Source organism: Sphingomonas faeni (genome assembly GCF_040407495.1).
In the GTDB taxonomy this organism is placed as follows: Bacteria; Pseudomonadota; Alphaproteobacteria; order Sphingomonadales; family Sphingomonadaceae; genus Sphingomonas; species Sphingomonas faeni_D.
Map to the genome: position 1 here is coordinate 26,078 of NZ_JAPZPP010000007.1, position 18,807 is coordinate 44,884.

12 protein-coding genes are annotated in these 18,807 nt (G+C 65.3%); 9 read left to right on the forward strand and 3 right to left on the reverse strand.

Features of this window, described 5'->3' with window-relative positions; translation table 11 throughout:
* The first annotated feature begins 69 nt into the window (after positions 1–69).
* The 5 genes from uxaC to O6W96_RS18310 all read left to right on the forward strand — a co-directional run bounded on the left by uxaC (position 70) and on the right by O6W96_RS18310 (position 5,937).
* Positions 70–1,512, forward strand: coding sequence for a glucuronate isomerase (gene uxaC / locus O6W96_RS18290; RefSeq protein WP_353470856.1), 1,443 nt, complete (start codon positions 70–72; stop codon positions 1,510–1,512).
* A gap of 12 nt (positions 1,513–1,524) precedes the next feature.
* Positions 1,525–2,367 carry a 5-dehydro-4-deoxy-D-glucuronate isomerase gene (kduI, locus tag O6W96_RS18295; protein ID WP_353470857.1) on the forward strand — a complete coding sequence of 281 codons (843 nt, stop codon included), beginning with the start codon at positions 1,525–1,527 and terminating at the stop codon, positions 2,365–2,367.
* 115 nt (positions 2,368–2,482) lie between these two features.
* Positions 2,483–3,238 (forward strand): 2-dehydro-3-deoxy-D-gluconate 5-dehydrogenase KduD, encoded by a 756-nt coding sequence (gene kduD / locus O6W96_RS18300; RefSeq protein WP_353470858.1) that lies wholly within the window; start codon positions 2,483–2,485, stop codon positions 3,236–3,238.
* Between the two features lie 145 nt (positions 3,239–3,383).
* A complete protein-coding gene (locus O6W96_RS18305; RefSeq protein WP_353470859.1) occupies positions 3,384–4,391 on the forward strand; it encodes a sugar kinase in 1,008 nt (335 codons plus the stop codon).
* Positions 4,378–5,937 (forward strand): carboxylesterase/lipase family protein, encoded by a 1,560-nt coding sequence (locus O6W96_RS18310; protein WP_353470860.1) that lies wholly within the window; start codon positions 4,378–4,380, stop codon positions 5,935–5,937. The genes O6W96_RS18305 and O6W96_RS18310 overlap by 14 nt, the downstream gene beginning before the upstream one ends.
* Here the strand turns inward: O6W96_RS18310 and O6W96_RS18315 are convergent.
* On the reverse strand, positions 5,934–6,320 hold the full coding sequence (locus O6W96_RS18315; protein WP_353470945.1) for a cupin domain-containing protein: 387 nt from the start codon (positions 6,318–6,320) through the stop codon (positions 5,934–5,936). The genes O6W96_RS18310 and O6W96_RS18315 overlap by 4 nt on opposite strands.
* Before the next feature lie 303 nt (positions 6,321–6,623).
* Here O6W96_RS18315 and O6W96_RS18320 point away from each other — a divergent pair, with 303 nt between their 5' ends.
* Positions 6,624–9,626 (forward strand): TonB-dependent receptor, encoded by a 3,003-nt coding sequence (locus O6W96_RS18320; RefSeq protein ID WP_353470861.1) that lies wholly within the window; start codon positions 6,624–6,626, stop codon positions 9,624–9,626.
* Positions 9,627–9,704: 78 nt separating this feature from the next.
* Entirely contained in the window at positions 9,705–10,697 is a 993-nt protein-coding gene (locus O6W96_RS18325) for an alpha/beta hydrolase (protein ID WP_353470862.1), read from the forward strand.
* Positions 10,698–10,712: 15 nt separating this feature from the next.
* Here O6W96_RS18325 and O6W96_RS18330 read toward each other — a convergent pair whose 3' ends face one another.
* Both O6W96_RS18330 and O6W96_RS18335 read right to left on the reverse strand, forming a co-directional pair.
* On the reverse strand, positions 10,713–12,326 hold the full coding sequence (locus O6W96_RS18330; RefSeq protein ID WP_353470863.1) for a family 43 glycosylhydrolase: 1,614 nt from the start codon (positions 12,324–12,326) through the stop codon (positions 10,713–10,715).
* 112 nt (positions 12,327–12,438) lie between these two features.
* Entirely contained in the window at positions 12,439–15,318 is a 2,880-nt protein-coding gene (locus O6W96_RS18335) for a TonB-dependent receptor (RefSeq protein ID WP_353470864.1), read from the reverse strand.
* A gap of 283 nt (positions 15,319–15,601) precedes the next feature.
* Here O6W96_RS18335 and O6W96_RS18340 point away from each other — a divergent pair, with 283 nt between their 5' ends.
* Together O6W96_RS18340 and O6W96_RS18345 are read left to right on the forward strand one after the other, a co-directional pair.
* Positions 15,602–16,954 carry an MFS transporter gene (locus O6W96_RS18340; RefSeq protein WP_353470865.1) on the forward strand — a complete coding sequence of 451 codons (1,353 nt, stop codon included), beginning with the start codon at positions 15,602–15,604 and terminating at the stop codon, positions 16,952–16,954.
* Positions 16,951–18,786 (forward strand): hypothetical protein, encoded by a 1,836-nt coding sequence (locus O6W96_RS18345; RefSeq protein ID WP_353470866.1) that lies wholly within the window; start codon positions 16,951–16,953, stop codon positions 18,784–18,786. Before O6W96_RS18340 ends, O6W96_RS18345 begins: the two co-directional genes overlap by 4 nt.
* Positions 18,787–18,807 lie beyond the last annotated feature (21 nt).

Here is an 18,807-nt window from a genome sequence, read left to right on the forward strand (position 1 = left end):
TTGCACGATCTGCTGACACCGGTTACCAGAACCGCCGAGGATCGCGCGAAGCGGCAAGGAGGATGGACGATGGCAAGGGCTCTGGAACTGCATCCGGACCGCCTTTTCCCGGCGGAACCGGCGACGCGTTCGATTGCGCGAGCGCTGTACGCCGAGGTGGCGGCGTTGCCGATCGTCAGCCCGCATGGGCATACCGATCCGACCTGGTTCGCGGGCAACGCCAACTGGACCGACGCGACTTCGCTGCTGCTCGCACCCGATCACTATCTCTACCGGATGCTCTACAGTCAGGGCGTCGACCTCGATGCGCTGGCGATCCCGCGGCTGAACGGCACCCCCGCGACCGATCCGCGGACGGCGTGGAAGCTGTTCGCCGAGCATTACACGCTGTTCCGGGGAACGCCATCGCGGCTGTGGCTCGATCATGTGTTCGCCGACGTGTTCGGGATCGACGTCGCGCTCGAAGCGTCGACTGCGGACCGGTATTTCGACCTCATCAGCGAGAAGCTGGCTTCCGACTCGTTCCGTCCTCGTGCACTGTTCGACCGGTTTGGGATCGAGTTTCTCGCGACCACGGAAGGCGCGCACGACGATCTCGCCGCGCATCGCCGGATCCGCCAATCGGGCTGGAACGGGCGCGTCGTGACGACCTATCGCCCGGACGGCGTGATCGACGTCGAGCACGAGGTGTTCAAGCCAGCGATGGCGCGCTTCGCCGAACTGACCGGCGAGGACGTGTATGACTGGAAGGGGTATCTCGCTGCACACCGCAAGCGCCGCGCCGACTTCCGTGCGGCAGGGGCCACGGCGACCGACCACGGTCATCCGACCGCCGCGACCGCGAACCTGTCGAGCGTCGAGGCGGAGGCGCTGTTCGCCAAGGTGACGCGCGGCGACTGGACGCCAGCGGACGCCGAACTGTTCCGCGCGCAGATGCTGACCGAGATGGCGGCGATGTCGGTCGAGGACGGCATGGTGATGCAGATCCATCCGGGATCGTCGCGCAATCACAACGCCGGCCTGTTCGCGAGCCATGGCCGTGACAAGGGCGCCGACATCCCGACGCGGACCGATTACGTGCATGCGCTGAAGCCGTTGCTCGATCGGTTCGGAACCAGCACGGAGCTGTCGATCATTCTCTTCACGCTCGACGAAAGTTCGTATGCGCGCGAACTGGCTCCGCTTGCCGGGCATTATCCGTGCCTGAAGCTCGGGCCGTCCTGGTGGTTCCACGACAGTCCCGAAGGGATGCGCCGGTTCCGCGAAATGACGACCGAGACCGCGGGCTTCTACAACACCGTCGGCTTCAACGACGACACACGGGCGTTCCTCTCGATCCCGGCACGGCACGATGTCGCGCGGCGGATCGACTGCGGGTTCCTCGCGCTACTGGTGGCGGAACACCGGCTTGCCGACTGGGAAGCGGCCGATCTTGCCCACGAACTTACCAGCGGCCTCGTCCGCCGCGCCTACCGTATCGACGAACCCCATTTCGCCGCGCAAGCGGCCTGACCGGAGCTAATTATGTACGACCGCACGTATTACGCCACGCATCCCGACATGATGGAGTGCGTCTCCAACGACGAACTGCGCGACCGCTATCTGATTCAGGACCTGTTCCGCGACGGTGAGTGCGTTCTCAACTATACGCACGCCGAGCGCTTCGTGATCGGCGGCGTCGCCGTTGCTAGCGGAGCGGTGAAGCTGCCCGATCAGGCTGAGCCAGCGTCGGCGGCAGGGCATCCTTTCCTCGAACGCCGCGAGCTTGCGGTCGTCAATGTCGGCAAGGTCAGTGGCACCGTCTCGGTCGACGGCGAGACGTTCACGCTCGGCAACAAGGATTGCCTGTACGTGACGATGGGCGCGAAGGACGTGCAGTTCTCTGGCGACGGCGCGCGCTTCTATCTGGCGTCGTGCCCGGCGCACAAGGCGTTCACGACGCGCGTCATCTCGGTCGGCGATGCAACAACGCTTGAGCGCGGCAGCCTCGAGGAGTCGAACGAGCGGACCATCTACCAGATGGTCATCCCGGGCATCTGCGACAGCGCGCAGCTGGTCATGGGCCTGACGGTGTTGAAGCCGGGTTCGGTGTGGAACACGATGCCACCGCACATCCACGAGCGTCGCAGCGAGATCTATTTCTACTTCGAACTCGACGATCTCGAGAAGGACCGCGTGTTCCATTACATGGGCGAGGGCGAGGCGACCCGGCATATCGTGATGGCGAACGAGGAAGCGGTGATCAGCCCGCCCTGGTCGATCCACATGGGTTCGGGCACGAAGGCGTACGCATTCATCTGGGCGATGGCCGGCGAGAACCAGGATTATACCGACATGAACGTCCTGGATATCTGCCAGCTGGCGTAAATCTTCTCCCCTCCCGCATGCGGGAGGGGTCGGGGGAGGGGCGTGCCGCAAGGTTGGTCCGCGTTTCCCCTCCCCTAACCCCTCCCGCAAGCGGGAGGGGAATGAGAGAGAAAGCATGACAAATCCCTTCGACCTGACCGGCAACGTCGCCATCGTCACCGGCGCGAACACGGGTATCGGCCAGGCGATTGCCGTCGCGCTTGCGACCGCCGGCGCGGACGTCGCCTGCGTCGGCCGTACGCCTGCCGAAGACACCGTCGCGCAGATTCGTGCGCTTGGTCGCAAGGCGGAGATCGTATCCGCGGATCTGTCGACCATCGAGCCGGTTCAGCGCGTCGTCGATGAGACCGTCGCCAAGCTCGGCGGGCTCGACATCCTGATCAACAATGCCGGCATCATCCGCCGCGCCGACGCGGTCGACTTCACCGAAGCGGACTGGGACGCGGTGATCGACACCAACCTCAAGTCGGTGTTTTTCCTGTGCCAGGCGGCAGGGCGGCACATGATCGCGCAAGGTTCCGGCAAGATCGTCAACATTGCGTCGATGCTGACATTCCAAGGCGGGATTCGTGTGCCGAGCTATACCGCGTCCAAGTCGGGTATCGGCGGCCTGACCAAGCTGCTCGCCAACGAATGGGCGAGCAAGGGCATCAACGTCAACGCGATCGCACCGGGCTATATCGCGACCAACAATACCGCGGCGTTGCAGGCAGACGAAGTACGCAACAAATCGATCATGGACCGTATTCCGGCGGGCAAATGGGGCGATGCGAGCGATCTCGGCGGCGCGGCGGTGTTCCTGTCGTCGGCGGCGGCGAAGTATGTCCAGGGGCACATTCTCGCAGTCGATGGCGGCTGGCTGGCGCGATAACTCCTCCCCGGCATGGGGAGGTGGCAGCTGCAGGCTGACGGAGGGGGGCCACCACGGGCGTAACGGTCGTGGTGGCCCCCCTCCACCCCCGCCTTCGGCCGCGGTCCCCCTCCCCGGAATGGGGAGGATCAGATGAGGGGGCGATATGAGCAAATTCCTGGCGTTCGGTGAGATCATGTTGCGGCTTTCGCCACCGGGGCGCGAGTTGCTGTTGCAGACGCCAAAGCTTGACGTGTGGGTCGCCGGCGCGGAGGCGAACGTCGTGACGCAACTGGCACGGCTTGGCCACGACGTCGGCATGGCGACGATGGTGCCCGACAACGACCTCGGCCGCGCGGCGATCACGACGCTGCGCGGTCACGGTGTCGAAACGTCGACGATCGCGCTCGGCGGCGAGCGCATGGGGCTGTATTTCGTCACCTCGGGTGCGGGCCTGCGCGCGACCGAAGTGGTCTATGATCGCGCCTGGTCTTCGTTTGCCGAGGCACCGGCGAGTGCATGGGACTGGGATACGCTGCTCGGCGGCGTCGATCGCTTCCACCTTTCGGGCATCACGCCGGCGCTCGGCCCGGTTCCGGCGGCCAGTGCGCTCGCTGCCGTCGAAGCAGCGACGGAGCGCGGCATTCCCGTCTCGTTCGACGGCAATTGGCGTGGCAAACTATGGGAACGCTGGGACTCGAACCCGCGTGCGATCCTGACCGACCTCGTCGCGCATGCCGATCTGATGTTCGGCAACCACCGCGACATCGCACTGCTGCTGGACCGCGATTTTGCAGGCGGTGCGGAGGACCGGCGGCGCGAGGCGGCGGAGGCGGCGTTCGAAGAATTCCCGCGGCTGCAGACGATCGCGTCGACCGCGCGGCACGTCGAGCATGTCGATCTCCACCGGCTGTCGGCACGGATCGACACGCGGTCGGCGCATGTCCAGACGGACGAAGTGGTGCTGGCCGGGATCGTCGACCGGATCGGCGGCGGCGACGCCTTTGCAGCAGGCGTGCTGCACGGACTTCGCTCCGGTGAGGACATTGGCGACATCGCGCGGATTGGCCTCGCGCTTGCTGCTCTAAAGCATTCGTTGCCGGGCGATGCGAGCCTGTTCCGACAGGCCGATATCGATGCGTATCTGGCGGGTGGACTCGATGTCCGTCGCTGACGGCTGGACGCGACGTGGGGCGCTGGGTGGAGGCGCTGCGCTGATCCTGGCGTCCGGCGCCCGCGCGGCGACGTCGCTCACGGTCCGCGCGCCGGCTGGTAACTTCGTCGGAACGGTCGATCAAAGCGTCCATGCCTTCAAAGGGATACGCTATGGTCGCGCCGATCGGTTTCGTGCGCCGGTAGCCGTGGCGATGCCGGGCCAGATGCGCCCGGCACGCGATTTCGGACCGGTCTGTCCGCAGTCCAGCGCTTACGCTCCGCAATCCGAAGACTGCCTGTTCCTGAACGTCTGGACCGCAGACGCCGACCGCCGCGCGAAGAAACCGGTGATGGTCTACATCCACGGTGGCGCCTATTCGAACGGCAGCGTCACCGATCCGCTGAACGACGGGCAGGCGCTGGCGACGCGCGGCGATGTCGTGGTGGTGACGGTTAACCACCGGCTCAACGCGCTGGGCTATCTGTATCTCGCGCGGCTCGATTCCCGATTCCCCGACAGTGGCAATGCAGGGCAGCTCGACCTGATCCTCGCGTTGAAATGGGTCCGCGACAACATCGCGGCGTTCGGCGGGGACCCGTCGCGCGTCATGGTGTTTGGCCAGTCGGGCGGCGGCGCGAAGATCGCGACGATGATGGGGATGCCCGCCGCCGCCGGCCTGTTCCACCGCGCGGCGACGATGAGCGGGCAGCAGGTGACCGCATCCGGTCCACTCAACGCAACGACGCGGGCGCGCGCTTATCTGGCGAAGCTGGGGGTGGCCGAGGCCGACCTATCGCCTTTGCTGACGATGCCGGTCGAAAAGCTGGTCGCGGCGCTGTCGGCGAGCGATCCGATCATGGGTGGCGGGGTGTATTTCGGGCCGGTGCTCGACATGACGTGGCTGACGCGACACCCGTTCTGGCCGGATGCGAACCCGCTCGGTAACCGCATTCCGATGATGCTTGGCAACACCCATGACGAGACGCGGGCGTTCATCGGGCTGGACTCGCCAAAGGTGAGGGGGCTCGACTGGAGCAACGTTGCCGCGCGGATGGCGCCAGAGCTCAAGATCGACATCCTGCCGGAATGGGTCGTGGCGCAGTACCGCGCGCGCTATCCGGACTGGTCGCCGACCGACGTCTTCTACGGCGCGACGACGGCGGGGCGGAGCTGGCGCGGGCAGGTGATCGAGGCGGAAGCGCGCGCCGATGCGGGAACGCCGACCTGGGTTTATCAGGTCGATTTCACCTCGCGGACGGACCCACGGCGCGGCGCATTCCATACGATGGATATCCCGCTTGTGTTCGGCACGCTGGGGGCGACCGGATCGCAGACCGGTACGGCGGCGGACGCGCAGGCGGCGTCGAAGGCGATGCAGGACAGTTTCGTCGCATTCGCGATCGCGGGCGATCCCGATCATGCGGGCATGGCCCATTGGCCGCGGTACGACCGCGCTCTTCGAGCGACGATGATCTTCGACGCGCGATCCAGGGTCGAGGACGATCCGCGCAGGTGGGAGCGCGAATTGTTCGCGCGCGTCCCGTATATCCAGCCCGGAACCTAGCGCGGGATCGGATAGGCAATGATCAGCACGAGCGGGTCACGACCCGTCTGGCGGATGCCCACCGTTTCGCCGTCGAACAGATAGGCCGCGACCCCCGTTCGCACTGGCTGCGTCACGCCGCCGGACGAGACCGCGCCCGTACCCGAAATCACGTAATAGACCTCGTCATGCGCGATGCGGTGGAGGCCGATCGCGCTGCCGGGGTGCAAGATGCGCTTGCGGAACTCCATCGTACGGCCGGGGACGCCGTCACTGATCCGATATGCGGTACTCAAGCCGATCGCGCCGTGGGGAGTGGGCTCCTGGCGCATCGTATCGGCCTCGTCGACGATGACCATCGGGCGCGAGGCGGGCTGTTGTGCCGGTGCCGTCGTGGAAAGCATGATGGCGAGCGCGGGGGCGATAATTCCCAACAATTTCATCAATGCATCTCCTGCTTTATATGATGTGTGACGCGGCATGTTGACACGCCAAAGATCCTGCGACATTGTTGTGACACCGGTTACCTAGGCAGGCAAGGGACGGGTGGGGAGACCAGCAAGAGCTGGCTTTTCGGGAGAGGATCGGGCGCCACCGTGGTCAGTAACGGGTCGAACTCTCCAAGATAGTCAGGTCGGAAGCGCAACGGCGGGCCGTCGATAGCGCAACCGGTGTCATCGGCGATTGCCGAACGGGGAGTGGATGCAATGGAAGTTCAAGCAACGGTTGCGGTTCGACGGATGGGCTGGCTGGGCGGCGTGTCCGCAGGCAGTCTGGTTCTCGCGCTCGCGATGCCTTCGATCGCAGCGGCGCAGGCGGCACAGATTCCCAACAGCGCGTCGCCGGGAACGCCGGCCCAGGTCGATCCGTCGCCTGCACAGACCGCCGTCGTGCCGCAGGGGCAGACTGTAGATCAGGCCGCGACCATCGCACCGCAGACCGCACCCGGGACGGTGCAGGCGGAAGGCGAGACCGCCGAGATCATCGTCACTGGCTTTCGCAAGTCGCTGGACGCCGCGCTCAACGTCAAGCGGCAGTCGGTTGCCGCGGTCGACGCGATCGTCGCGGAAGATATCGCCAAGTTTCCCGATCAGAACCTAGCCGAATCGCTCCAGCGCATTCCGGGTATCTCGATCCAGCGCGACGCCGGTGAAGGCCGTGCGATCACGGTGCGTGGCCTCGGTGCGCAGTTCACGCGCGTCCGCGTCAATGGCATGGAGACAGTCGCCACCTCGACCGACGGCGCCAGCTCGAACCGCGATCGCGCGTTCGACTTCAATGTCTTCGCCTCCGAACTGTTCAACTCGATCGTCGTCCACAAGACCGCGGAGGCCTCGCTCGACGAAGGCTCGCTCGGTGCGGTCGTCGATCTCAACACGGGCAACCCGCTCGGTGGCAAGATCGGCTTTACCGCGGTCGGTTCGGCACAGGCGAGCTATAACGACCTGAGCAAGAATACCGGGCCACGCCTCGCCGGGTTGCTGTCGTGGAAGTCGGCGGACGGCAGCTTCGGCGTCGCGGCGTCGGCAGCCTATTCGAAGACGAACAACTTCGAGCTCGGCAACAACACCGTGCGCTGGGCACAGGGGCCGTTCGATTCGGTGGACGGCACGCGCTGCTACACCACGCAGAACCGTGGCGGGGTGTATGTGCCAAGCACGGCCTGCACCGCGGCTGCGCTCGCTTTCCATCCACGCATCCCGCGCTACGGCTCGGTCCGGCACGAGCGCGAGCGGTTGGGTATCACGGGCAGCGTCCAGTGGTCGCCAAGCGAGGCGACCAAGGTCTCGATCGACGGGCTGTATTCGCGGTTCAAGGAAACCCGCGAGGAGAAATGGGGCGAGGTCCTGCTGCGGTCGAACGAGCGGTCGATCGATATCAGCAACTACACGATCGATTCGAACAACAACCTCATCAAGGCGACGCTCAACGACGCCTGGGTCCGTACCGAGCATTATCTGCGCAAGTCGCAGACCGAATTCTACCAGATCGGCGGCAGCTGGGATCAGGATGTCACAGACAAGCTGCGCTTCACGTTGATGGGCGGCATCTCGAAGTCCGATGCGACGATCCCGGTCGAGACGACCTTCGTGTTCGACGACCGCGACGCGCAGGGGTATAGCTACGACTATACCGACATGAAGAGCCCGAAGCTGACCTTCGGCACCAGCGTCACCGATCCCGCGAACTTCCAGTTGGCGGAAATTCGCGATCGGCCGTCGGAAACGGTCAACAAGTTCCGCACCGCGCAGTTGCGGACCGAGTGGGACGTCGCGGAAGGCTTCCAGATCAAGGCGGGCGGGCTGTACCGCAAGTTCACCTTCGATACGCAGGGCTTCTCGCGCGATGCCGTCGTCTGCCCCAACGCCGGCGGTCGCGATGTCGTGCTGGGGACGCTGACCTGCTCGCCGAACACGCTGTTCGGACCGACCGCGGTGTACGGGTTCCCAGCCGGAAACCTTGGCGAGATCTTCAATCTCGGAAAGGCCGGCCAGCCTGCGGGGACGACGACCAGCTTCCTGATCCCGAACATCGATGCGTCGGCGGCGTATACCGGGCTCTACAACCGGCCCGCGACCGTGTTGGTCGGTGACACCCGCAGCGTCTCCGAGCAGGTGACCGGCGGCTACACGGAGTTCGACGTTAAGGGTGATATCCTCGGGCTGCGGTATGCCGCCAATGCCGGCATCCGTTACGTCCACACCAAGCAGCGCTCGACCGGGCTGTCCTCGGCGACCGTCGGTGGTGTAACCGTCAATACCCCCGCGACGGTCGAGCGCACCTATGACGATTGGTTGCCCGCGATCAACGTCGCGCTTTTCCCGGCCGAAGACGTCATCATCCGCGGTGCGATCGCCAAGGTGCTGACCCGGCCGAGCCTCGGCAGCCTGACGCCGGGCGGTTCGGTCGATGGCTTCAACTACCGCGTGACGTTCGGCAATCCGCAGCTCGATCCGTTCCGCGCGACCGCGTTCGATATCTCGGCGGAATGGTATTTCGCACCGCAGTCGATCTTCTCGGTCGCGCTGTTCAAGAAGAATGTTGAGAGCTTCCCGGTCTCGGCGACGCGCAGCGGGACGTTCGCGTCGACCGGCCTGCCGCTTTCGGTGATCCCGGCAAGCTCGCCTGCCGCGGGGGCTCCGGAGGGCCAGTTGTGGCAGATCACCTCGCCGATCAACGGCACGGGCGCGTCGTTGAAGGGGGCGGAAATCTCGCTCCAGACGACCTTCCGCTTCCTGCCCGGTTTCCTGCGCAACTTCGGCGCCTTGGCCAACGCGACCTTCGTCGACTCCAGCGCCGGTTATTCGCAAGGTGGTCCGGCGACGACGATCGTCACGCCTGCGGGCACGCTCGGCGCGCTGCCGAACACGACCCGCTCGGCGACGCTCTACGGCCTGTCGAAGCGCGCCTATAACGGCACGCTGTATTACGAGGATGCGAAATTCAGCGCGCGCGGATCGATCAGCTATCGCAGCCCGTATATCGACGGTGCGTCGGCGACCGGCAATCTGTTCGAGGGTTATGGCGCGACGACCAACGTCGATGCGTCGATGCGCTACAAGCTGACGCCGGCACTTGAGGTATCGCTCGAAGGGACCAACCTGACCGACAATTATCGCAGCCGCTACGTCGATCTCGACGCCAATCGGAACTACGAGAACAACCACTTCGGCCGCACCTTCCTCGTCGGCGCGCGCTTCAAGATGTAGGCGCACCGGGCATAGTCTCTCCTCTCCTCGGGCGCATTCCTCACGGAGTGCGCCCATTTTTTTGATGGGCCGAAGCGCATGATCGATCGTCGGAGTGCAATCCTGGGGACGCTGGCCGTCGGTCTGTCGACCGGCGTCGATGCGCAGACTCCACCGCCCGCGCGGACCGGTGGGCGCGTGCCGAGATTGCCCGACCCGACCGAGACGATCGATCTCTGGCCGGCCGGCGCACCCGGCGCGCCACGCACCTTGCCGGTAGAAATCGTCGAGGATCGGGCGACGGATGTCGGCATGACCGATCGCGCCGTCCACGGCATCGCGCGCCCGCGCATGGTCGTGTTCCGCCCCGCCAAGCCCAACGGGTCGGCGATACTGGTGATGCCGGGCGGGGGCTATGTCCGGATCGTCGTCGACCGCGAGGGATACGAGATCGCACGCCGGCTGGCGGATCATGGCTGGACGGTGTTCGTGCTGTTCTACCGGTTGCCCGGCGATGGCTGGGCGGCCGGGCCCGACGTCCCCTTGTCCGATGCGCAACGGGCGATGCGGCTAATCCGTGCACGCGCTGGCACATACGGAATCAAGCCCGACCGCGTTGCTGCGATGGGCTTCTCGGCGGGTGGCCATGTCTGTGGCGATTTGGCGACCCGGTTCGCGCAGAATACCTACCCGCCGGTCGATAGCGCAGATCGAGGCAGCGCACGGCCCGACATCGCTGCGCTGATGTACGCCGTGCAATCGATGACCTTGCCGCTCGCGCATCCCGGGTCACGTACGCTGCTGCTCGGACCGTCGCCGACGCCCGCCCTGGAGTACGCGCATTCGACCGCTTCGAACGTCACGTCGGCGACGCCGCCCTGCTTCCTCGTCCACGCCGAAGACGATCGGAGCGTCGTCGTCGACAATACGCTGGCGTTTCGAGCGGCTGCGATCAAGGCCGGCGTGGCGGTGGAAACGCATCTGTTCGCGACCGGGGGACATGGTTTCGGCCTGAGCAAAGCGGTCGGCAAGCCGGCAGCTTTTTGGCCGACGCTGTTCGAGGAATGGGCGCGCGCGCAAGGCCTTGGGTAGCCAAGCGCGCCGCGGTCAGAGCGCCTGGTACCGGAAGTGGCGAAAACGGGCCTCGCCGCTGCCGGCCGAATACAGGCCGGGGCGCAGCATCAGGAACCCGCCGCGGACATTGTGATGATAGCCCGAAACCTCCATGCCGCGGTCGAAGCGGTGCCAGCTCTTGCCCGCATCGCCGCTGGTATGGATCGCAACGATGTGACGCGTGTTCGTGATCCGGATCCGCATGCGGCGTCCGTGCGGATTGGCGGGACGCCCACGCTCGTTGCCATATTGGTGCGTGACGAACCGGCGCTCGTCGAAGCCGAGCCCACAATACAGCTTGTCGTCGTAGAACAGCACGAGTCCTGCGGTACCGCCGGGGGCGATCTCGACATCGCATTCGAACCGGTAGGCCTGGTCGCCGGCGATCAGCATCAGCGGCGACGAATCCACCGGCGCGGTGCCGGTGGCTTTCAGGATCAACGCACCGCCTTCGGCCCGTGCCCGGTTGCGTTCGTCAGGCCCTGGTCGAAAGAAATTCCATTTGCTGCCGATTTGTAGCGTGGGAAAGTCGTCGGAGAGCGGTTGGCCGTGGGGTAGCGCGGCGCCGCCTTTCGGCTTCGCAAGCGGCTTCGACAGATCGCCACCGGTCATCGCGAACCAGCCATCCGCGGTCCAGCGGATCGGATCGAGCAGCGCCTGCCGACCGAGTGTCCAATAGCCGTTCTCGAAGCCGTGATAGATCGACCACCAGCTGCCGTCGGGCGCCTCGACAAGGCTGGCATGACCGCGCGACCACCATTTCTCGTCGGTGCTCACGGTTCGCACCACCGGGTTGGCGGGATCGTTCGTCCAGGGGCCGTGGATCGAGCGCGAGCGGGCGACGATCACCATGTGCCCGGTCGGTGGCCCGGCGGTGCCGCCGACCGCGGTGATCATGTAGAACCAGCCGCCGTGGCGGACGATCTTCGGTCCTTCGGGACTGAAGCCCTCGACGTCCCAAGTGTCGGGATAGCGCCACGGATCGTAGACATGCTCGACCTTGCCGACCGTCGACAGGCCGTCGGCGGCGAGCCGGATCCGGTCGCCGCCCGACAGGAACAGCCAGCGCGATCCGTCTTCGCCGACCGCGTGGCAGGGATCGATATGGTCGGGCAGCCCGAGGTCGATCGGGTCGGACCACGGGCCGTCGATATGATCGGCCCAGATCACGTGGATCGCGTTCGGCTTGGCCTTGACCGGGATATACAGGAAGTAGCGGCCGTCGTGTTTCTCGAGGCTGACCGCCCAGACCGAGCCGATGTTCTTCGTCAATGCGGCCTTGCGCGGTTGCCAGTTCGCCAGGTCGCGGCTGTGCCAGATCGTCAGCCCCGGATAGGAATCGAAGCTGGAGAAGGTCATGTAATAGTCCGCGCCGTCCTTCAGGATGGCGGGATCGGGATGGTCTCCGGCGATCAGCGGATTGAGAAAGCGACCGTCGCCAAGATCGGCCACCCGCTGGCCGTCGAAGCCACGCCGCCAGTCGTCCTCGAACCGCTGTACGCACGTATCGGGCTTGGGAGGCTCCGCGACCGCGGGGGTGGGCGGCACGAGTGCGACCGCACCGCCCGCCAATGCCAGTCCGAAGGTCTCGCGGCGGTTATAGGTCATGCGCATGTCCTGTTCTGATTTGGCGTCGTGACCGGAATGTCGAGCCCTGTCGTACCAGCATGATGCTCCCGAGGTCGATGATTGCCGAGGTGCAGCGGAGATCGCTGAACCGTCAGAACGAGAACCGCATTCCCGCCGTGAACTGGCGACCGCTATGCGTCAGCACGTTCAGGCGGTTGGACTCGTCGACGAACTGGTCGTTGACCTGATCCGTAAGGTTGATCGCCTCGATGCTGAACTTCAGATTATCGGTGAGGTTGTAGGACATCTGCGCATCGACGTTGGTCGTGCCGCTCGTGCCGTTATACGAATTTCCCTCGGTCCCGGGTACGGCGGTGAGATAGCGCGAGCGATAGGCGATCGACCCGCGGATCTGGAACTTGGCCGTTTCGAAATACAGCGTGCCGTTGGCGGCATGCTTCGACAGCCCAATCAACGGCGCGGTCACCGACGCACCACCGGTCGCGGACGTCAGATATTGGATGTTCGACGTCACGTGCGTGTAGTTCGCCAGCACGCCGAAATTGGACAGGAACCCCGGCAGGAAGCTGAAGGGCTGTTGCACGTTCACCTCGAAGCCCTTCAGCCGGCCGCCGCTCGAATTGACCGGTTGGCTGACGATGAACAGATCGGTCGGCGATGCGCTCGTGCCGGCAAGAAGCGAATCAGGCAGTCCCAGGCTGCTGAACGGAACGGTGGTGCTGAGCGACTGGACGAACGTGCCGATGTCCTTCTGGAACGCCGACACCGCATAGATCGCGCCGCGCGTCGGATACCATTCGACCGAGACGTCGAGATTGTCCGATTCCGTCGGCTTCAGATCGGGGTTGCCGCTGCTGAAGGAGCGATTGCCACCCGAAACGCTGAGATTGCCGCCCGGCGCGATCGCCGAAATGCCGGCACGCGCGAGCGTCTTGGCGGCGGCGAACCGGACCAGCAGCGTATCGGTAACGTCCATCACCAGGTTCCCCGACGGCAGCCAGCGATGATAGCTGCGGTCTGCAACGACCAGGTTGGTCGCGACGCCTTGTCCCGCATAGCCGGTCGAGCGCTGGTCGGTATTGGCGTAGCGCACGCCGACATCGCCGCGGATCGGCAGGCCTCGATCGGCGAAGTTGAACTCCGCCATGCCCCAGCCGCCGATATCGTCCTCACGCACGGTGATGTACGATCCGCGCGCACTCGCGTTGGTCACGCCACCGGTCGCGTAGAGCGGGTTCGAATAGATGCCGTAGAGTTCGGCGAACTTGGCGAGATCGGGGACGACCCATGCCGTTGGCGTACCGGCCGGCGTGTCGAGCCCCTTGCCGAAGCCCGAGAACAGCGTCGTCGCGGCGGCGAGCTGCGCGGGCGTCAGGGTCTGCACGACGGACTCCCCGGACAGACGCCGCTGCTCGGTCGAGCTGTAATCGAACCGGCGCCAGTCGACGCCGACCTTCAGCTTCAGCAACGGATTGACCGTCCATTCCGCAAACGTTTTCGCGTTGGTGAAGCTGTTGTTGACGGTCTGCGGGCGGATGCGGACTTCCGACGTGCCGCTGGTGAAGGCGAAGCTGTTCGGGTTGGTCAGGTCGACGCCCGGCTTGATCGTCGGAAACCGGGTGCTGAAATCGTAGAAGAAATTGGGCGTGTTGGCGGCATCGATCGTGACGGTCGACTGGATCGGGTTGCTGAACGCCGAATCCGCGTAGCCGACGACCGCACCGACCTTGAAGTTCTCGCCGAACTTCTGGTCGAGCGTGCCGGTCACCTGATAGAAATCGGTGACCAGCTTGTCGTAGCGCGACTGGGTGCGCAGATCGACATTGTCGAACGTGCCGCTGATGATGTTGTTGTCGCCGTCGACCACGCCGTCGCGGATGATCGTCTGCGGCTTGCCCGTCCCCGACCGACTGAAGCTGATCGCCTGCAACTGCGATTCCTTGCGCGTGCCGTCGAGCCGCGAATACAGCGCGTCGAGCGAGATCAAGGTCTTGGGCGTCGGCTGGAACTGGACCGATCCAGCAGCGCCCAGCCGCTTCTGGAAGATGTCGTAGCTGACGAGCCCGGGAATGCGCGGATGGTACAGCCCGGTCGCGGGGTTGGGATCGTTGATCTGGCCGAGCGTCTTGCCCGGCAAGGTCGAGGCCGCGTTGAACCCGGCGTTGAACCCGCCATAAGTCCAGCGCGTAATGTTCGCGCCCTCTTCCTTGATCGCACGCTCTTCGTACGCGACCGACAGCAGCACGCCGAACCGGCCGTCATCCGTGGTTTTGGTGATCAACCCCGAGATCTTCGGCGTCACCTTCTCGCGCAGATCGTTGTAGCTGGCGCTCGCCGAGACGACCGCGGTCGCCTTCTTGTAGTCGAACGGGCGCGACGACTGCAGGTCGACGGTGCCGCCCAGCGAGCCCTCCTCGACGTCGGCGGTGGCGGTCTTGCGGACCGCGATGCTGTTGAACAGGTCGGATGAGAAGATGTTGAAATCGAAGCCGCGGCCACGATTCACGCCACCCGAATTGTCGGTGCCGCCGGTAGTCCCGATCGCCTCCATCCCGTTGATCCGCACGCGCGTGTAATCGGGGCCTAGGCCGCGGACCGAGATGTTGCGGCCTTCGCCGTTGACGCGGCTGATCGAGACGCCGGGGATGCGCTGCAGCGATTCCGCGAGGTTCAGGTCGGGGAATTCGGCGATGTCCTCGGCCTTGATGACATCGACGGTCGCGGTCTGCGTGCGCTTGATGTTGATCGCGCTGTTGAGGCTTGCGCGAAACCCGGTGACGACGATATCCGGCGCATCCGCGGCCAGCGGCGCATCGGTCACGCTTTGCTCGGGCGGCAGGGCAGGGGAGGCGGGAGGCGCGTCGGTATCGGTGGTGCTGCCGGCGGCACGCGCCTCTTTCTGCGCGGTCGTTTCCGGTACGCTCTGGGCATAGGCCATCGTTGCCAGCGAGCAGGCGACGATCGCACTCGACACGGCCAGCACGGATTTGAAGCTGCGGATCCCGGTCATACTCACTCCCCTAACTCCGGCACGATGTGCCTGCTGCCGGCTTCGTTGGAGCCGGTCTGTCGCAATCTGTGTTAGGCCGGGTGCGGCCGCCTAAGCCAATCTCATTCCGACATCGATCGATGCGAACGGTGCACTGATCCGGCACCGGCATCTTCCGCAGTCATCCGATCAAGTCGTGGCTTGGCTGGATCAACCCGTTTTAGGACTTGGACCGCCCCCGTTCTGCTCGATACACCGGACTGGAACACTCGCGTAGATCGAGTGCCGGACAGGAGAGCGAAGCATGACGATCGCCGCAGCAGCCCCCGCCGAAGAAGCGGTTGCAGGAGGCGTGGCCGGGCGCCCGACTGCGGTGCGCTACCGTGTGATCGCGCTGATCTTCCTCATCACCTCGATCAATTACGCCGACCGTGCGACCTTCTCGATAGCGGGATCCGCGGCATCGACCGAACTCGGGCTGTCGTCGGTGCAGACCGGCTTCATCCTGTCCGCGTTCGCCTGGGCCTATGTCCTTGCGCAGATCCCCGGCGGGCTGCTGCTGGACAAGTTCGGTACGAAGCGCGTCTATGCCGGCGCGATCCTGGCCTGGTCGCTGTTCACGGCCACACAGGGGCTGACCGGGTTGATCGCGGGGGTGTCCGCGGTGGCCATGTTGTTCGCGCTGCGCTTCCTCGTCGGTCTCGCCGAGGCACCGTCGTTCCCCGGCAATGCCCGCCTCGTCGCCGCCTGGTTCCCCGGCGCCGAGCGCGGCACCGCGTCGGCGATCTTCAATTCGGCGCAATATTTCTCGCTCGTCGCCTTCGCCCCGCTGATGGGCTGGCTGGTGCACAGCTATGGCTGGCGCGCGGTGTTCTGGGTGATGGGCGCGATCGGTCTCGCCGCGACCGCGCTGTTCGTCCGCTACATCCACAGCCCGGTCCGCCATCCGAAGATCAACGCCGCCGAACTCGCGCATATCGAGGCTGGCGGCGGGCTGATCCGGATGGAGGATGCCGCCAACCGTCCGCAGGCCTTTTCGTGGACGAACCTGCGCCAGTTGCTCGCGAACCGGATGCTGCTCGGCATCTATCTCGGCCAATATTGCATCAACGTGCTGACCTATTTCTTCGTTACCTGGTTTCCGATCTACCTCGTGAAAGAGCGCGGGCTGAACATCATGGAGGCTGGGTTCGCTGCCGCCGCGCCAGCGCTGTGCGGCTTCGTCGGCGGACTGGTCGGCGGCTACACGTCCGACCTGCTGCTCAAGCGCACCGGCTCGATCGACATCGCGCGGAAAGTGCCGCTGGTGTTCGGGATGCTGCTGGCGACGCTGATCATTGCCTGCGTGTTCGTCGAGGCCGAGTGGCTGGTCGTCACGCTGATGGCGGTCGCGTTCTTCGGCAAGGGTGTCGCGTCGCTCGGCTGGGCGGTGATGTCGGACGTCGCGCCAAAGCGGCTCGCCGGCCTGACCAGCGGCGTGTTCAACATGTTCGGCAACGTCGCCGGGATCGTCACGCCGATCGTGATCGGTTTCATCGTCGGCGCCACGGGCTCGTTCGACTGGGCGCTGGTGTTCGTCGGCGCGCACTGCCTGCTGACAATTTTTTCGTTCCTGGTAATCGTCGGCCCGATCCGCCGCGTCGAGCTGGCCGCATGACGGTCGATCGCCGCACGCTGCTCGGTGGTGCCGCGGCTGCGCTCGCCACCTTGCCCGCCGTCGTCCGAGCAGCGCCTGCGACGTTGCGGGTCACGACACCGATGGCTGCGCCTGAATGGGCGGTCCTGCAACGCCGATTGCTCGCCGCCAATGCCGAAGCCTGCGAAGCGTTCTACGCAAAGTATGTCGACAGTCGCGGCTGGCTGCGCGTGTTCGAGCGCTGGGGGGCGAACGACGGCCCCGACGATGCGGCGGAAGCGACGAACGACTGGGCGATCCTGCACGCGCTAGGCGGTCCCGATCGTATCGGCGACCTGTACGCACGGGCGTGGGAGGGTCACCTCAAACAGTTCACCGCTGCGCGCACGGTCGACGTGCCGATCGCACGCAAGGGGATGTATTTTCGCGATTTTCCCGTCCAGATGGACTGGCAGCACAATGCGGAAGGGCTGACGACCTTCAACATGATGGGGCTGTCTGGCCCGCGCGACCTGAAGCTGATCGAACGCACGCGCCGCTACGCCGATTTCTACACCGGCCGCGATCCGACGACGGGCAACTACGATCCGAAGCTGCGGATGATGCGTAGCCTGATGAACGGAAGTCGTGGCCCGATGCTGCGCCGCGCGACCGAGCTCGACTGGGCGGGCGATCCGTTCGCTGCCGGCGAACGCTTCCACATGGAGCATGGCGAGGCGACTTATGCGCAGACGCTCGCGCATTATGCCGAGTACGGCGACGTTGTCGGCGACAATCCGCTCAACCTGCAGGCGACGACGCTCGGACTGAACGCCTATGCGCTCGGGGCAGGGGACCGATACCGGACCTGGGCGCTCGACTATCTCGACGCGTGGGTTGGCCGGGCAAAAGCGAACGGCGACATCATCCCCAGCCGCGTCGGTCTGGATGGCATCGTCCCGCGCGACTGGTGGAGTGGCGTCTATGGCTGGGGCTTCTCGCCGATCGTGCCGCAGACCGGCAAGCGCGAGAACCGCAACCGCGTGCCGCGTTCGATCACGGCGTTCATGACTGGCACGCTGCTGACCAGCGACCAGGGGTATATCGACGTCTGGCGCCGCCAGACCGCGCGGATCAACGCGCAAGCCAAGACGATCGGCGGCGTGCTGTCTACGCCGACGATGCACGGTGCGGACGGCTGGTATGGCTGGCAACCTGGTCCGTTCAAGACCAACGGCTTCGAGATCTGGTACATGTCGCAGGCGCCCGCCGACCGCGCGGCTGCCGGCGATCATCCGTGGGTGAGCTTCCTCGAAGGCAAGAACCCGAGCTACGCCGTAACTGCGTTGCGCGCCGACCTGAAAAACGTCGCCGACCGCGTCGCCGCGAGGCTCGCCGATCCGACGACACCGGAAACCCGGCTTGCCGACTGGCCGATCGACATCAACCCCGCCAATGTCACCAGCCTCGTCCAGCTCATGACCGGCGGCCTGCACATCGCCCGTCCGCCCTGGTCGAAGACCTCGCCCTCGCAGGGCGGCGTGCCGCTCCACTGCCGGCTCCGCTATTTCGACGCGGACCGCAAACGCGCGGGTGTGCCGGAAGACGTCGCGGCACTGGTTCATATGTTGGGCGACACGACGACGGAGGTGACGTTATTGAACCTGAGCACTACGCATCCGCGGACCGTCGTGGTGCAAGGTGGTGCCTATGCCGAGCACCGGATCGACGCCGTGGCCATCGAGGGCCGCTTGAGCGATATCGCCGGCGCGGCGTTCACGGTGAGGCTCGAACCCGGTTGTGGCGCGCGACTTGCGTTGCGCATGCGACGTTATGCCAACCGCCCGACGCTCGCGTTTCCGTGGGATCGGTAATAATCGTCGCATTCTACAATC

Excerpts from the sequence above, each read along its gene's own strand:
- O6W96_RS18345 (WP_353470866.1), top strand. The coding sequence starts at position 16,951 with ATGACGGTCGATCGCCGCACGCTGCTCGGTGGTGCCGCGGCTGCGCTC.
- kduI (WP_353470857.1), top strand. The coding sequence starts at position 1,525 with ATGTACGACCGCACGTATTACGCCACGCATCCCGACATGATGGAGTGC.
- O6W96_RS18330 (WP_353470863.1), bottom strand. The coding sequence starts at position 12,326 with ATGACCTATAACCGCCGCGAGACCTTCGGACTGGCATTGGCGGGCGGT.
- O6W96_RS18335 (WP_353470864.1), bottom strand. The coding sequence starts at position 15,318 with ATGACCGGGATCCGCAGCTTCAAATCCGTGCTGGCCGTGTCGAGTGCG.
- O6W96_RS18305 (WP_353470859.1), top strand. The coding sequence starts at position 3,384 with ATGAGCAAATTCCTGGCGTTCGGTGAGATCATGTTGCGGCTTTCGCCA.
- kduD (WP_353470858.1), top strand. The coding sequence starts at position 2,483 with ATGACAAATCCCTTCGACCTGACCGGCAACGTCGCCATCGTCACCGGC.
- O6W96_RS18320 (WP_353470861.1), top strand. The coding sequence starts at position 6,624 with ATGGAAGTTCAAGCAACGGTTGCGGTTCGACGGATGGGCTGGCTGGGC.
- O6W96_RS18315 (WP_353470945.1), bottom strand. The coding sequence starts at position 6,320 with ATGCTTTCCACGACGGCACCGGCACAACAGCCCGCCTCGCGCCCGATG.
- uxaC (WP_353470856.1), top strand. The coding sequence starts at position 70 with ATGGCAAGGGCTCTGGAACTGCATCCGGACCGCCTTTTCCCGGCGGAA.
- O6W96_RS18340 (WP_353470865.1), top strand. The coding sequence starts at position 15,602 with ATGACGATCGCCGCAGCAGCCCCCGCCGAAGAAGCGGTTGCAGGAGGC.
- O6W96_RS18310 (WP_353470860.1), top strand. The coding sequence starts at position 4,378 with ATGTCCGTCGCTGACGGCTGGACGCGACGTGGGGCGCTGGGTGGAGGC.
- O6W96_RS18325 (WP_353470862.1), top strand. The coding sequence starts at position 9,705 with ATGATCGATCGTCGGAGTGCAATCCTGGGGACGCTGGCCGTCGGTCTG.